This is a genomic window from Microvirga sp. VF16 (assembly GCF_016864375.1).
Taxonomy (GTDB): domain Bacteria; phylum Pseudomonadota; class Alphaproteobacteria; order Rhizobiales; family Beijerinckiaceae; genus Microvirga.
In genome coordinates this window covers 1-16,753 of sequence record NZ_CP069359.1, presented here as the reverse complement: position 1 = coordinate 16,753, position 16,753 = coordinate 1, and the positions used below count along the sequence as shown (strand labels likewise).

General features: G+C 63.9%; 4 protein-coding genes. All 4 read right to left on the bottom strand.

Annotation, left to right across the window (positions count from 1 at the left end):
- Positions 1 to 47: 47 nt before the first annotated feature.
- Genes JO965_RS45500 through JO965_RS45485 form a run of 4 tightly spaced genes read right to left on the bottom strand, consistent with a single transcriptional unit; the run spans position 48 to position 16,317 of the window.
- Positions 48 to 2,237, bottom strand: coding sequence for a UvrD-helicase domain-containing protein (locus JO965_RS45500; RefSeq protein WP_203448282.1), 2,190 nt, complete (start codon positions 2,235 to 2,237; stop codon positions 48 to 50).
- Complete coding sequence (locus JO965_RS45495; protein ID WP_203448280.1) at positions 2,234 to 8,584, bottom strand: DEAD/DEAH box helicase; 6,351 nt, start codon at positions 8,582 to 8,584, stop codon at positions 2,234 to 2,236. Before JO965_RS45495 ends, JO965_RS45500 begins: the two co-directional genes overlap by 4 nt.
- Before the next feature lie 2 nt (positions 8,585 to 8,586).
- Positions 8,587 to 13,377, bottom strand: coding sequence for an Eco57I restriction-modification methylase domain-containing protein (locus JO965_RS45490; protein WP_203448278.1), 4,791 nt, complete (start codon positions 13,375 to 13,377; stop codon positions 8,587 to 8,589).
- Positions 13,378 to 13,380: 3 nt separating this feature from the next.
- The gene (locus tag JO965_RS45485) at positions 13,381 to 16,317 is read right to left on the bottom strand and encodes a DEAD/DEAH box helicase (RefSeq protein WP_203448275.1); all 2,937 of its coding nucleotides are present in this window, start codon (positions 16,315 to 16,317) and stop codon (positions 13,381 to 13,383) included.
- Positions 16,318 to 16,753 lie beyond the last annotated feature (436 nt).

The following is a 16,753-nucleotide window of genomic DNA, read 5'->3' as shown; positions in this document are numbered from 1 at the left end:
TGGCAGCGGTGGCTCGTTGTTTGGTCCGCCCCTGCCTTCCTCATTTATCAGGCCGCTTTCGCCGTCTGCCCCGCCGTGTCCTGCCTGTCGGCCGAAACCTTCGGCAGCAGGTCGCTGGGGGTTCCGGACGATGCCACGAACAGACGCTTCTTGGCTCGCGTGGCTGAGACGTGCAGGAGCGCCTTTTCGGCCTCGATCACCTGCCGTCGGATGGCAGCGTCCGGCGCTGCGTCCACGAGCCAGCGCGGTGGCACCACGCCGTCGTTGATGTCGACGATGGCGATGGCCGCGAACTCCAGCCCCTTGGCGCGGTGCATCGTGCCCAGGCGCAGTCCGGGCTTCGCCCGGTCGTCCGCCTTCTTTCGCGCGAGCAGGTTCACCTTGAAGCCGCGGGCCTTCAGACCATCGGCCGCGGCCGTCACGAGGTCGTTCGTGCGCGCAAGGACGCAGATCTCGGTCTCCTCAATGCCGTCGGCCTTGCACCGTTCGACCCACTCGACCAAGGCCGACAGCTCGGCCTCCGTGGTGTCGGTGACCGCAATGTCGGGCTTGGGGCCGTGGAAGAGGCTACGGTAGCCCTTCAGGTCGTCCGTGGAGTCATCCAGATCATCGACCGTGACGCCCTGGATGATGGCCTCGGCGAACCGTCGGATCTCATCGGAAGTGCGATAGCAGATCCGGAGCTTGCGGCTGCGCCCCCGCACGTTGATTCCGCACTTCGACATGGACGCCCGGCGGCCGTAGATGCGTTGGTGCGCATCGCCCACGATGAACAGGCTGTCCGGGGCGGCGGTGCCCTCGGCCTTCGGGGCGATCTCCGCGATGAGGCGGAAGGCCTCGGCCCCGAGGTCCTGCGCTTCATCGACCACGATGGCCCGATATGGCAGCAGGGCCGGCTTGGCCCGCAGGATCTCCCGGGCATGCCGGTAAGCGTCCTCGGGCTCGGACAACTCCTCCTCGTCGAGACGGGCGCGGTAGGCCGCGAACACGGCCCAGACCTTCTCCTTGGTCCGCCGGTCGATGGACGTGCCCCGGCCGGCCCGCTGCACCCTCAGGTATCCCGGCATATCGGAGATGCCGTTCGCCTGCACGATCTGGCGCCACTCGTCGCGCAGGAACTCCAGGCTCAGGCCGATATCCTTGCCGTGCGCCCGGAAGGCCGCGTCCCACGCATCCGTCAGGCGGGAGGCGTCCCCGTACAGGATCTCGCGCTGGTAGCCCTGTCTCCGCAGGAAGTCCGCGACCCAGCCATCGAGGTGCATGACCTCGATCCGGTCCATCTCCTCCTGGGAGCAGAGGTTGGCGAGGTTCGCCTTCACGTCCGCCGCGAGGTTCGAGGTGAAGGTGGTGAAGAGGATCTTGCCCAGCGCATCTTTCGCTGCGATCAGGCGGCTGGCCAGGTAGCGGGCGCGGTGCATCGCGACCACGGTCTTGCCGGTGCCGGCCCCGCCTCGGACGAGCACCGGGCCGTTCCATTGCCGGTTCACCAGCTTGCGCTGGGACGGGTGGAGGAAGACGCGCCAGAACTCCAGCGGCTCGTCGAGAACCTTCTGGAGTTCCTGGTCGTCCTCGACGAACCAGAACGAGCGCTGGCTTTCCGGCGTTTTGAGCGCCGCGGCGAAGTCGTCCGGGGAGATGCGCGGGCCCGAGGTGCGCTCTAGCTCCTCCAGAGTCTCCTCGACCGAGTAGCCGGCCGCAAGGCAGATCAGCGCGTCGTAGGCGTCCGCCGGGATGCCGGGCTTGTTGGCTTCGAGCTCCTCGTCCGTCCGGATGGCGCGGATGGCCGGCAGCAGCACCTCGGGCACGCCGACGGCGATCAGGTCGGCGTCGCTGTAATCGGCGAAACGCGGTTTCTCGGCGCGCTCTGCCGTCGGGGCTGCGGGGGGCGCCGCGACGAGGCTCATGTCGGTGACCTGCACCGAGGCGGTGAGCGGGTTGATGTCGATGACCCGGTCCCGTGCCCAGCGGTAAGCGTCGTCGTGCTTGTCCATCCACAGCACGACCAGGGCGCCGCCGCGGTCGTACACGATGGCGCGGTGGCCTTGGTCAATCCGGGCCGACTTCATGTGGCGGTCCCGGGCCCCCTCGATGCTCTCGAAGTTGATCCCGTTCGCCGCGGGATCGTTCTTGAGCTTGAGGATGAGCTTCGCCGCCTTGTCCTGGACCGCCCGGGGCAGCCTGTTCTGCGACAGCAGCGCGTCGATCATGATGTGAACGTCAGGCTTCCGCGCTGTCATGCCGGCTCTCCCACGGATTCGTCGTCAAAAATGTTGTCCTGCCCGGCGTAGACGATGATCGTCCATCCGGGGAAGAGGCCCGCCACGTCGGGATCGATCACAACCCCCCGTTTCTTGTCGGGCCAGGCCAGTTCCAGGGTTCCGATGGGGTTGCCCTCCTCGTCCGCCACCTCGTGGAGAACTTCCGGGGGGGCAATCGGCGGAACCTGCTGCCTGAGCTTGTGGACGAGCGGCAGCAGGTCGGACAGAACAAGGCGCTCGACGTCGGCCCAGGCCTCGCTGTTCGTATCCTGCTGCTTCGGAGACGGACGGGGGGCGGGATCAAGCCCGGTCTCCTCCGTGCAGCCCACATACAGGGGGCCGCCGAACTGAAGCAGGTTGAGGAGGCGGAGAGCGCCGTTCCAGGCCTTCTTGGCCTCCGGCGACATCTCCAGGCGGTGCTCGAAGCCGACGACCGTGGTCAGTGTGCGATCATCGGGCCACGCAGGCGGCTTCCACGGCTGCTCGACCGCGACCGTCACGCAACCCACGCCCTTGTCCAGCCGCAACCCGTATAGCGGCGATCCGGAGATTACCTCCAACGTCGCCCGCCCGGCATCGCCGCTGAACTCTTCCGTGGCCGTCATCACGGCCTTCACATTCTTGCCCGCCTGCATCCCGGCCAGGAACAGCCCGGTCGAGAGCGCGCAGGCCCTCTTCTCCCATACCGCCAGGTCCGGAGAGCGAACGAACCGCAGGAATTGGTCGAATGGCGCCGCGTCGAGGACGGCCTTGAGGTCCGTCAGGGCCTTCTCCCCATCGGCAAGGCGCTTGAGCATGTCGCCCGGCAGGGATGAGCATGGATCCCAGAAGTGCTTCTTGGCCTCGCCCCCGGACGCCGTCTCGACATCGGCCCAGGTCAGGGACCACACCAGGGCGTGACCCGACCTGATGATCTTCTGGCGCACGCGCAGATCCTTTGGCACGACGTCATGGTGGAACTGCCAGCCATCGAGATAGATCACGACCGGCTTTGAGCCCGGCGTCGGCACGGCCGGCCAGAGGACGAAGTCCGCGCGGGTCTTGGGCACGTCCGGACAGCGCTTGTCGAGGTCGACCTGGGGCTCCAGGCGCCACTCGCCCTCCCCAAGCTTCACGAAGAAGCCTGGTTGGCCGTTCACCACCGCCTTGTTGAACTTGCCGCCGGCGTCCTGCACGCTGGCCTTGAAGCGGGCGACAAACATTGCCTCCAGCTCGCTCTCAAGAGCCTTGTTGAGCTTGACGCCGTCCACGCTATCGACGGGCCTCAGCTTGTCCCAGTCCGCCAGGATCTCGGCGATGATCAGGCTGGCCGTGTTCCGGGACACCTCGCCTCGTCCGAACGTCGAGGCGTGCGAGCGGATGCAACGGGGGCATCCGTCCTTGCGCGGGTCCGCGTTGCAGACGCATTCGTGCATGTGGGCCAGGGCAAGGGCGAACACATCCCGCATCTCCTCGGGCCGTGTCGCCAGCTGCTTGAGATAGCCCGTTCCGCCCGGGACGGTGTCGTAGAGGTACAGATGCCGGCGGGTGAGCGGGCCGTCGCTTGTCTCCACGAGCGACGTGCGAAGATGGTCGACCTTGCCCTTGAAGTGGAGGCGCAGCCCCAGGTCCATCGCGGCGCGCAGGGACTTCACCTTGTCATGATCGCCCGACGAGGCGAGCGGCAGCAGGAACCGGATCGCCTCGGACGTGAACTCCCGGTACAGGTAGACGACCGAGACATAGGTCTCGTCCTTTTCGGAGTTCACCTCCTGGCAGCGCGGCTGGTGGAGCCCCTTCTTGGAGCCGTCGCGCCGCAGGCGGCGGATCTCCTCCGGGTCCTGGACCCGGCCGCAGGAGCGGCAGAGGGAGAACCCATGCCCGAGGCGGCGCTCGCCGGCCACCTTCTGCCCTGACGGCGTGTCGCCGGTCTCGCCGAAATTGACCTCGCGGAACGTGCAGCGCCGGAGATGCTCGAAGGCGAATGGCAGGGCGCCCTCCTCGACGGCGTAGGCGTCCCCGATCTGGTCGCGCTCGAAGGCCGGCAGGTAGTCCCGGTCGAAGTAGCGGGTCTCGCGCTCGTCCCCGTCGTCGCCGATCCGCGTGTTGCGGTCGTTGCCGACCGCATAGACCTGCCTCAGACGGATCATGGGCCGCCGAGCGCCCTTGTCAGCCCACATCTTCGAGCCGCAGCAGGGGCAACCGTCCTCGGTGGTTTCGGCCTGCGCGAGCGCCATGTGGGTGCAATCCGGGCAGACACGCCAGTACTCGATGGGCGATGCGGACAGGTCGATCTGGTCGATCTTGAGCTTCCGGCTGTCAGCGTAGAACAGCGCGCTCGGGGCGAACTCGCCCAGGGCGGCCGCCGCTGGCCTCATGTACTCCGTGATGGTCGGGGCCTTCTCCTCCTCGTTTGCAACCTCGGCGCGGTACAGGATCGACTTCAGCGTGACGCCCTGCTCCGGGAAGAGGTAGTTCGGGAGAATGCCCCGGTCCGTGAGGAAGCCGACGATGTCCCCGGTGTTGATCTCCTGCCGGATCGACCTCAGGGCCCGCTTCTCGCTTTCGAGGGCCGCAAGGAGCTCATCAAGGTTGGAGGGCGGCGGCTGCTCGGCCTTGAGCTTCTTGGCCATGGCCGTGGCGGCGTCGATGCGCTCCTGGACCGCGGCGACCTCGTTGGCGACGCCGGCGAACTCGTTGGCGACGGCATAAGCGAGGCCGTCGTTGTCGCTCCCGAACGCGAACGCGCGGAGCGCCTCCAGGGCTTCTGTGTCCTCGCGCAGCCGCGGGAACAGCTCGCAGAACTTCCTGAACAGGCTGTCGGCGTTCGCCTCGACGAAGTTGAACCAGAACAGCGGGAAGGCGTTTTGGTTTTTCGCGACGATGGCGTTGAGTGCGTCGCGGACCTTGCCGTAGCTCTTCACCCCGGCACCGGCCTCTGCCACCCAGCGGTCCAGCGTGTAGGCGGCGTACTGGCGCTTCAGGATCGCCACCGCCTTCAGGTGGACGCCCGGGGTGCGGACCTTGCCGGAGATCATCTCCTCCGGATCCGTCCAGTACCACATGTCATGCGGACGTGCGGTCGCGACCGTCACGTTGAGCGAGTTGCCGTCGCGGCGTCCGGTGCGCCCGATGCGCTGGACATAGTTTGCCTGCTCAGGGGGAACGGAGCACAGCACCAGGGTCGACAGGTCGCCGATGTTGATGCCCATTTCCAGCGTCGGCGTCGCGGCGAGCAGGTTCGGATACCAGGTCTTGCGGTCCTCCGCCATGAACCGCCGCTCGACCTCCTGCCGCTGGTCGCGGCCCAGCAGGCTGGTGTGCTCGGCCGCGATGACGCGCTTGATCCGGCCCTTGGTGAGGATGCGGGTGCGGAACCGGTTCCGCTTCGCGCCCCCGTCCAGCCCCATGGATCCATCGCAGCCCACCCGAGTGCACCGCATCCCGGTCCAGACATGCACATAGGTCTGGGGCACGTGATGCTGGTTGCCACAGGAGTCGCAGCGGACGTTGGCGGACTTCGCGAACACTCTGACGGTTTCCGGCCGCAAGCCCCAGGCGCAGACCGCCGACACGTCCTTATCAGTGCCGATGGGAAGCCGTTCGACGATGTTCCGGTTTTCCAGAACCTTGAACACGAGCTCGTAGAAGTCTCGGTAGAGGTCGCCCGTGAGAACGTTGTTGTGGTCGAACCACTTCAGGAACCAGGGCACGTACCACCCCCCGATGCCATCGGTCGCCACGGGCTCGAACCCGCGCAGAATGCGGTTGGACGGGAACGTCGGCTTGGGGGCGGACGGGCCGTATTGCGGAAGCGAGCGCCCGTGCGGATGGGCCTTCAGGACGGCGAACCAGTTCGCCCCGCGCGCCACGTAGAGCCTCGTGATGTCGGTTGCCACGGCTCCACGGGCCCGCATGTGGTCGAGCAGGCCGACGAGGAAGCGCAGCAGCCCGTCCCGTGAGATCACGTCCGGCGCCATCGCGAGCTCGTCCTGCATTCTTCCGGCGATCTCGTCGCAAAGCGGCTCGACCAGCGACAGGTCGGCGTGGGGCGCGGCGAGGCCCGTCCTTTCGACGGTGGCCCCGAGGCGCGACCGGAACGTGAGTTCGGCGAAGCTCTCCCAGGCAAGCCGCTGCCTGAGGTATTCGGGCAGCTTGCTGCCGCCCGGGAGTTCGTCGGTCGCTAAAAGCGCCTTGTAGTCCTTCCGCCACTCCATGTCGGCCGGCAGGTACGTCGCCACGAAGTCGCCGTCCGGTGCCTTGTCGCCCAAGGCCCTCTGCATGGCGTCGGGGGCCTCGGCTTCGACGGTGTCCAGGTCCGGGGCCACGGCCTCGCACACAAAGCGGGACAGGCCGGCGCGGAAGACGTTGAGGGCGTTGCGGGCCTGCAGGACGCCCGCCCGATGCGCGGCGTCCTGGACGGAGTCCGAGAACGTCAGGAGCTTGGGATCGTCGTTGTGGTCGGAACCGAACATAGTTGCAACCATGCCGGTCACCAGCGTGACGGACTGCGCCCCCAGTATGCCGAGGCCGTTTTGGGCGCCGCAGAACGTGCAGTCATGGTCGATCCGGAACTTCTCGTCGGTGAGCCGGCCCGGCTTGTGGACATAAACCTCGATGAGCTTGTCCGAGGACGCGCGGCATGACCCGCACCCGTCCTCGGGGCAGGTTTCGCCATAGTGCGGCGCCAGGCATTCGGTGCACAGCCAGGCGGACCGCGTCTGGCCGACCACCTTGCGCTTGATCCGGGGAACCGGCGGCTCCCGGAAGACGAAGCGCAGGCGGTCCGAATAGCCGAAGTAGGCGCTGTAGATCTCCTGCAGCTCCGCCGCGAGCGGACGGCGTTCATCGTTCGGGGTGACGGTCGCCCATCCAGCCCCGCCGCAGGCCCGGCAATGGATGACAGGCAGGGCGCGCCGCTGCTCGTCGATGCCCAAGTCGTCGTGATGCTGCAGGCGCGGCGTCGTGCCGACATTGGCGACCATGCGCCGGAGTTCGCGCAGCCAGAGCTGATGGCGGACGTTGAAGAACGGCATCGGGATGGGACGGCCGGCCTCGTCGGCGACGTCCGGATAGATGCGCCTGGCGTGCGCCACCAAGGCGGTCAGGGTATCAAGCAAGGCGCCGAGGTGGTCGTCGCTGAGGCTCCGATAAAGCTTGTTGCGGCGGAACTCTTCCTTGATGTCGGCATAAGACCGCGGACGCCCCTTCAGGATTTTCAGCAGCGTCTGGAAGAATACGTGCCCGTCCAGCATATGGCCAAGGGTCACCCGCCAGTCCGTGGCCGAGATGTCCTTCGGGGGCTGGGCATTGAACCAGAAGCCAAAGGCAAGCCTCACGAGTTCCTCGGGGCTGAGGTCGTCCGTCTTGCGCACGAGCGCCGTGATCTGGCCCTCCGACGGCACGTCGAGGGCCGTGATCTGGATCTCCTCCAGATACTCGTTGACCGATTGACGATCCTCCAGGACAACCGAGGAGCCATCGAACGGCTCGTCGAAGATCTCCTGCGCATAGGCTACGAGTTCCCCGATAGCCTCGGGCCCACCGAGGGTCGCCGACGTGCCGACGCAGCAAAGATCGCCGCTCCGCATCTTCAGGCGGTCCTTGAGGCGCCGGATGAGGCTGGCCAGATCCGTGCCCTGGGCGCCATCGAACGTATGAAGCTCGTCAACGATCAGGTGGCGTAGGGTGTCGGGCCGGTTCTTCTCCCAGATCTCGCGCTCATCCGGGCGGACAAGCATGTAGTCGAGCATCTTGTAGTTGGTGAGGAGGATGTCCGGCGGGTTCTTCACCAACGCATCACGGGAGTCGATGATCCCGGTGTCCGTCATGACGGTCGACGGATGTTCGGGACGCTGGTCCGCGTAGATGCCGGCCCGCAGCCCCTTGAGCTTCGGGTTCTTGGCAATGACCTTCGCAATGCGGCGTGCCTGGTCGGAGGCCAGCGCGTTCATTGGGTAGATGATGATTGCCTTGATGCCCGGCTCGCCCTTGGCCTTGGCGCAGCTGTCGAGGACGGGCAGGAGGAAGCACTCCGTCTTGCCCGACCCTGTTCCGGTCGCCACGAGGGTGGATTTCGGGCGTTCCCCGGAGAGACGCTCGAACGCCCGCTCCTGGTGCCTGTACGGCTTGAACCCGAGCGGAACGTCCGGGAAGAACTCCTCCGCCCGCACGCTGCGCCGAAAAGGCATGTCGAGCGACAGCCACGGCCCCTTGAGGAGTGCGTCCGGTTCACCGAGGAAGCTCTCGATGATGTTTTCGAAGGCTTTCGTCGACGGCGAGAACGAGGCACGCAGTTGATCTTCAACGCCAGCCCGAACCTGGCGCGCAAGGATGGAAGGGAGCATTGTCAGGCGGCCTTCTTTTGATTCTGGGCTTCGAAGAAGGCCCACGTGGTGCGGTAGTCCGCCTCACGGTCGCAAGTGATAAACGGCGCTTCGTAGGCGCGATGGATCTCTTTATAGTCTTTCAGGAAACCAACCTGGGCTTGGGATTCCAATCGTTCACCAGCAGGTCGGCTTGCGTACTCTTGAACCCATTCAACGGCAGTTGGCTTGCGTCCGTCTGGTTTACGATAACCGACGCCAGGAAGGCCCTTTGACGAAGTCCATGCAATTCTGCCATGGACATCATACCATGTGCCTCGTTCTTGCTCTTCCAAGACCGAGAACCGAGTACGGTACATTTCAATAAGTTGATCGAGTGAAAGTCCGAGGGCTTGAGCCACTAGAACGTCAATTTCCACGAGCGCTTGGCGACGCGCAAAGTCTGAACGGAGTGCTACATTGCGCGTCCAATCCCGCATCTCAGAGCCAATGTTCGGTTTCTCCACTTTCAGCCTTGGATCATCTGATGACCAAGGAAGCGCATCGAGGTGGCGACCGTGACGGTTCCAGATTTCTGCATAGTGGTTAGTTAGGCACGCGAGGCGGAGTGCACGTTGCTTAGCCGTCGCCGTAAGGTTTACCCAAGGAAAGTACTTGAGGGCGGACTCATGGAAATGCTTTAAGCCCATTGTCCTTACCAGAAAGTCAAACGGCAACGAGAACCAAAGAGGCAAAGCGGTAACAAGATTCGCCTCGTCCTCAAATACAAGGCTCTCGATTGTGTGGACGTGTGCAAATCCTGGCGGGATCAAAGCAGCGACAAGTGTCCGTCCCGAGTGCAAGTCAAGCATGTTCCGGAAAGCTATCCGGTACTGCGAGGCATGATACTTGGATTGATCCCAGCCGAGCTTAGGCAAGGATTGCTCGTATGCAACCTTTTCCGCAGACCGACTGTAATATGTCCTCGGAAGATAATCTTCTGGGATGACTTCCAGATCAACCTCTACCTCGCGCCGTCCGTTCTCGTCGGGAGATTTATGGAACGCGTTCCCGACATACATCAAGGATCCGGTGAGGATGACTTCGTCAGCTTGTTCCGGGAAGATTACTTTGCTCTCGATTAGCTTATCACGCTTTATCGCTGAGCTTTCATGCAACATGGGCCTCATCTGGAACGGTCTGGCGCCATCCGAGAAGGAAGTTCTGCCGTTAGCAAAGGCTTGCAACACTGCGAGCGTCTCAGTCGAATAGGGGAATAGGAACCGCGTCGTGTCAACAGGGGTGCTTTCATCCTCGATTACACTTGCAAACGTCCGCAGCACCTCGTTGTCGATACGTACGATCCGCTTGCGATGTCCCCTAGTATCCCATTCTCCGTTTGGCTTCTTATGGCTAGGCACCGGCCCCACACCATCGTGCTCGTAGCTCTCGTCCACCATTGATGGAAGCAGCAGGAGCGCTGCATGGTCGAACTCGATATCGTGCTCCGTGCCTGAATAGACGTTTAGGCTGAAGGTCTTGCTATGGCCGACTTCTGCAAAGAGGCGCCGCTTGATCGCGTTCACAAAATGATAGTGCCGCTTGATCCTCCGGTACCAAGCGCGCCTTAGCGTTGTACCGTCTGGATCGGACAGGTGATTGTCCTGATGGATCAGCGCTGCAAAGCCCCGCCGAGATGTGATGCGGAATGCGAGGTCAATAAAGCACTTGTAAAGGTTAGGTTGCCCTCCACCGAGAAATGGATAGCACGTTGGAGATGACAGGAATGCCTGTAGCCCACCGGTCCCAATATAATCGTTGAGATATGAAGCCTTGAGGCCCGGATCGATCTCAAACAGACGTGGCTTTAACCGCTCCACTTCCGCGGAGGACACTTCTCGGATTCCAAATGTCGGTTCATGCTCACTAAGAATATGGGCGTCGATCCACGCCGGCTTGAGCCACGGGGGATTCCCAATCACGAGGTCGAAGCCTCCTCGGTCCCGCATTACATCTGCGAACTCAAGGTCGAAGTGCATAAAGCGATGCCGACGTGTGACATTCATTGCGGTCGGCAACCACGGCGACGCGTCAATCAATTTGCCGACATCGATATCGCCAAAGAGATCGTTCCGGCGGAGCTCAACAACCCGCTCCTCGGTTCTGAACAGAGAGCCGGACCCCTTTTCTCCAGGCAAGGTAACGGTCTCGAACAGCCGTCCCTGGGGCGCTCCTGTTGCGAACGCGCGCGTGACAACCTTCTGATTGTCGATGCCCTGGGTGAGGATCAGGTCGAGATCCTGGAAAAACTTGGTCCGGGACGGCAGCTGATCTGCCTTATCCAATGGCCAGAACCAAAGGGCGCACCATGCGTCCATAGCACTGCGCAGTCGGCGCCAGGAGACGGCATTCTTCACCCCTTCACCCTGGAAGGTCATCAGGCGGCGGATCTTTTCCTGGAAATCGACATGCCGCTCGTCGGGACGGGGCTCGGCCGGCCAGATCGAGATGTCGTCGTTCACCTCCTTGCGAACCTCCCGCAGTCGATCTGCAACGTCCTCAAACAGTGCATCGACGACACTGGAAAGACGCTTCACCGTTGCGATCTCGTCCTGATCGAGCGGACGGATGAAGTCGCGCCGCCACTCGGCGAAGGTGGCCCAGTTATCTGGTGCGAGGGGACGCACGATCTTGGGGTCATAGGTGCCCATGCCCGGGTCGGGCAGCAGGAAGTGCCAGACTTCGTCGGGCTTGCGGGCTTCCGCGGACCAGCCGATCTCCCGCGGCTTGCGCTTGTACCAGCGATCCTCCTCGCGGCGGGCATCGAGCGACACGACCGGGAACACAGCCCGGCGGGCGCCGACAAGTGAGTTGCCAGCATGCACCTGGTCCTCGAACCAGGGCGCGAACCCTCCTTCGTGGAGGCAATCGAGCCAGAGGGACACCTGCCCGAGTTCCACAGCAACCGGATTGAGGTCGACGCCGAAGACGTTCCGGTCGGCCAGATAGGCGCGCACCTTCTGGCGCTCCAAGGCATAGCGCTCGTGCGGGATACGCTTTTTGAGTTCGGCCTGCTTGAGTTCGAGATACTTGTCAGCAAGTTGATTAACGACTTCGACCAGGAACGCCGCCGATCCCATCGCCGGCTCGACAATGCGCAGCTTCAGGATGTCGTCCGCTTTCTTGCCGGCGAGGAGCTCCTTCAGCGCATACTTCACCATTACACGGGCCAAGGGCTCTGGCGTGTAGAAGGAGGCCGAGTTCTCACGGTTGCGGCCTGCCAGCCGGTAAATGAACGTGCCCCTGGGATAGATCTTGGCGTTCGTGCCTTCGTACACGATCTCGTCCCTACTGAATTCCTCCGAGCGCCTCCGAGGGGCAAAGAAAGCCGCCTCCAACGGCCCTGGTGCAGGCTTGCCGGCCGGCTTGAGCTCGATCAGGTCCTCGGACGCGAAGAAGCCCGAGAAGGATAGGAGCGACTCGTAGACGGCACCGAGCTGCGAGATCCCGAGCTGGGCATAGGAGATGCGGCCGCGGCCGCGCGTGCGGTCGCCCCGCGACAACGACAGGAGCTCGATAATCCGCTGCATGGTCACGTTGCGGAATCGAAGGCCTTTCAGGTAGGTGCCGATAGCCTCAGGGGAAAACAGTCGGGCTCGGACCGGGTTGAATGTGAACTCTTCGGTGACGTCTCCTTTCGCCATGCTGGCTGCGGGCGTGCCCTCGAAGACCACATTGAACAGCGTCTCCAGCGTGTCCGAGATGTAGTGGCCGTTGCGGTCCTCGTCCGTTTCCAGGGGCGCCAGCTCAAGCTCACGCAGGCCCTCCAAGCTATAGCCCATGCGATAGGCTTTCGCCTTCATCGGCGCGAAGCCGAGCTCCGGGCGCGCCTCGATGAAGAACAGGAAGAGCAGGCGGTACATATACCGCAGGCATTCCGTCGTCAGCTTCTCCGCATCAAGAGCGTTCTTTCCGGTATATCTTACAACCCCTTTCTCAAGGATCTGCTGGGCAGCCTCGTTTCCAAGAAGCTCGATAGCCTCCCGAAGCGCGTACTTCAGGTCCTGTGAGACGCCAAACGCGTGCCGATGGCTTTCCTCGTCGATGCGGTCGATGAGGGAGGTTCCCGATCCTGGGGCCAGCGACTCGGCATGCAGCAGAGCCGTGGTCACACCGACGGTCGCATTGTCGCCGCGGCCGAAGATTTCCGGGAAGCGGAAGCGCAGCAGGCGGCTGTCGGACCACTTGTTGCGGTCGATTAGGACCGCCTGGGACATGCTGAGGAGCACGACGAAGCGCGGGGGCGCCTCTAGGGCGAAGATGCCCTTCGCGAGGGCCGCCTCAGCATTGTCCTTGCGGCGCTTCTCGACCTCCTCCGCGGTCTCGATCCCCTCGAACTGCTCGCATCGGAACCGGATCTGGAGCGGGTCGACCTCGAAGTCGGCGCCGCCCGGGGACGGCACCTCGACCACCCACACGGCCTCGCGTCCGTCATGAAACGCCCTGCGCGCCAGGACAGGAATGAGCTTACCTTCGGCGTCGACCACAAGCTCCGAGCGGCGCTCGAAGCCCAGGGCGGTCAGCATCTCGTGGGCGAACGCGCGCCCGATCAGGAGGCGCTTGCGGTCGTCCCGCTCCTCAAGATAGGCGGCGGACAGGCGCCGCCACTGGACGCCGACCTTCTCCATGAGCTTGTTCGGCGGGGTGTTCCCCGCCTTTTCGGCATCCTTCCACTCGCGGAAGGTCTCCTCGATGTCGCCCTCGAAGATCGTCGAGAGGTAGTGCTCGGAGTAGAATTCGTTCTCGTTCGAGATACCGGCGAGTTCAATCGGCATAGCTTAACCCCGAAACACGGCTACAAGGCGGACATAAGGATTGGGATCGTTCGGCGTTTCGCGCGTCTTCTTGATCCAGTCCCACCACGACGCGAAGATCTGCTCCACCTTCTCCTCCTGCCGCGCCTTCTTGCTGCGCTGGATGGCGTTGTCTTCCAGGCGGCCGAAAAGATCCGTGATCGTTTGACGGTGCCGGGCGCGCAGAGCTTCGAGCCGCTCATCCAGGGCCAGGAGCTCGCCGTCGAGTTCGTTTTGGAAGCGCTTGCGGGCCTGATGCACGTAGGTCTGAGCGCGGCCGACCGCCTCCTCCACCAGCTTCTGCACGTCGTCGAGACGCGTCGTGCCGATGTTGGGAATTTCGGTGCGTCCAAGCCTTGTTCGAGCGAGGAACTCGCGGGCCGTCTCGACTCCTGTGAACTCGGACCCGGAGAACAGGACGACAGGCCACTCGTCGACCAGGGGTTGCCCCTTGAGGTTGGGGACCACGCCGTTGAAGACGAACGCGGTCTGGTTGGGCTTAAGAAGGCCGACCAGGCGGGCCACGGGCGCATTCTGGCGCCCGAACACGCCCGAAATCTTGTCGGCAAGCCAATCGACCGCCGGATGGACGTCCCACAGGTACTGGAACTCCGGCCAGCCGCCGCCGGCGCCCTGGCGCGAGGCGACGATGCGGTCGTTCATGAGCGAGCGGTTGTCAGTCAACCGAACCCGGCCGTCCTGCGGCTCGGCCTCGGGTGGCATGAAGCGGGCGTCGACCGCGCGAGCGGCCCGTCCGCCAAAGTCCGAACGTTCGCGGAAGTCGTCCGGGATCGGCAGCGTGATGACCCGGTCGGTCCGGTCGACTTCGAACTGCAGGTCGTGCTTCCAGGCCTTCACCCGTTCGAGGGCCGCGGTCGTGAAGTCGAACGTCGTCTCGAACACGGACGGACGCCCCGCTTCCCGCTCGGTCGGCACGGCAGGCGGCTCCGGCTGGGCCATCTCGAAGAACGCCTCCAGGGCGGCATAGGCATCATCGCCGGCGGCATCCGAGGCGTCGGCCCGGGCATTCATCTCGGCGTCGAACTGCTCCGCGGACACACCCTGCTCAATGGCATCTGCGACGACGTCCTCCTGCTCCTGCTCGTCGTTGGTGCCAAGGAACGCCGAGGGATCCCGGATGCTGTCCTGCGCCGCCTCATCCTTCTCGATCAGGCGGTCGAGGACGCGCAGGTCGCCCCGGATCTTCGGCTGGGCAGACTGCGCGATGAGGTACCAGATGTGAGGCTTACGCTCCTGCCCGTAACGGTCGATGCGGCCGTTACGCTGCTGGAACGTGAGCAGGGCCCACGGAATGTCGAAGTGGATAAGCTTGTGCGACAGGTAATGGAGGTTCAGGCCCTCTGACGCCATGTCGGACGCCAGCAGGATGCGGATGGGCGAGCGCTCCAGCCCGAAGTCACGGACCACTTCCTGAGTGTTCCGGTCGGCATCACCCCCCGAGGCGTGCAGGGTCTTCACCTGCTCCTCGTTCAGCCCGAGGTGCTCACGCAGGTGCTTGGCGAGCCATTCCAGCGTGGCGATGCGCTCTGAGAAGACAACGATGCGGTCATCCTTCTTCCTGGGCGACCACTTGATGTCGGTCAGCAGCTTGCGCAGGCGCTGGTACTTGGCGAAGTCGTCAGCCCCGATGGCCTGGACCGCTTCGAGCAAAAGTCCGAGGGCAGCCACGTCAGCCTGGGCCTCCGGGCTCCCGTCCTTGAGGAGAGTCTTGATCCGCTTCTCCAGCGTCTCGGCGCAGGCCGCCGGGCTGGAGAACAGCGCCTTCTCCAAGAGCGTCTTGAACAGGCGCTGCCCGCGGTTCCGGGCCACCTTGTCCTCCTGCAGGTCGAGATTGGCCAGGATCTCGTAGGCGGCCTCCTCGGCTGGCGAAGGCGAGAAGTCGTCAAGCCGTTGAGTGGCGCGCTTTTGGACCTTGCTCTTCAGGGCGGCACTGACGGCTGGCGTGGTGCGGAAGCGGCGCACAAACAGCCCCTGGATATCATCCGGCTTGTAGCTGTCAGGGTTGGCGATGGATGTCGGGTCCAGCATCCGCATCAGGCTCGCGAAGCTACGGCGGGAGCCGTCATGGGGCGTGGCCGACATGAGGATCAGCGCGTCGGAGCGGGACGCCAAGCGCTCCGCGAGCTGGTTGCGCTGGCTCACTCCGCCGGCTCCCCGGCGCTCGGCGACGTTGTGGGCCTCGTCGATGATGATGAGATCCCACCACGCCTTCTCCAGCGCGGTCCGGTACTGGAGGTCGTTCTTGAGGGTGTCGACCGAGATGATCGCTTTGTCGAATTGATCAAAGGGGTTGTGGTTGAGCGGGATCCGGGTCCGGATCTGGCGGATCTTGTCGCTGTCGATGCGCACGAGGGGCACCGAGAAGCGGGTCCAGAATTCGTGCTGGAACTGGGCCAGCATCGCCTTGGTGGCGACGACCAGAATGCGCTTGGCCCGGCGGCGCAGGATCAGCTCCGAGGTGAGCAGACCCGCCTCCAGGGTCTTGCCCAGGCCGACGTCGTCGCCGATCAGGATGCGGGCCCGGGGCGCCTTCAGGGCCATGCGAACCGGATCGAGCTGAAAGTCGAGGTCGTCAATGGCCGCCTTGCCCGCCACTTGGATCGCCTCGCCGGTGGGGGCGGACTTGCGCAGGGCCGCCTCCAGGTGGAGGAGCGTATCGGTGTAGCCGGAGGATTCGTCGGCCACGAGGGTAACGTTGGCCGGATCAACCACCTCAATCCCGCGCCCCCGCGCCTTCTCGACCGTCTCGACGAAGATCGCCGCTTTGTCGCGCACGACCCCCGACAGGCCGATGGCATGAATGACGTTGCCGGAGAGAGGACTTGGGTCGACATGGCCTACGACCCATTCGGCATTACGGACACGGATGCGGGCACCCGCGACGAGGGATCCACGAGTCATGGCAGATCACCCATTCACCGGGTTGGAAGGCTGCTCCGTATCGGGCCGGATGATCGTCTGCTTGTCCATAATCGCCCCCGCTTATTTTTACGCTTTGTCGGATTGTGCATGAACCATGGATGCGGACAACCAATTCAGGGTCTTTGACCCTGCTGAGATGCGCCAATCCGAACGTACAAGGACTTTATAAGCGATTCGTTGGAGGTTCTCCTGACCGTCAAGGTCACGGAGAGCTGTCACGGTTAACGGCGATCAAGGACTAGGAAAGGGGCGCCGCAATGAACATCAGTTGTGGGAGGCTGCAGAAGCCCACCTGCCACGTGCGTTGTCGTTCGGGGCAGCCAAGTTCAGGCCCTGCTTGACCCATTCCGACGACCTAGCCCGCTTGAGCGAGACCATCGGAGCTGTAAGCCTGAGATGTATGAGGGAAACAAGG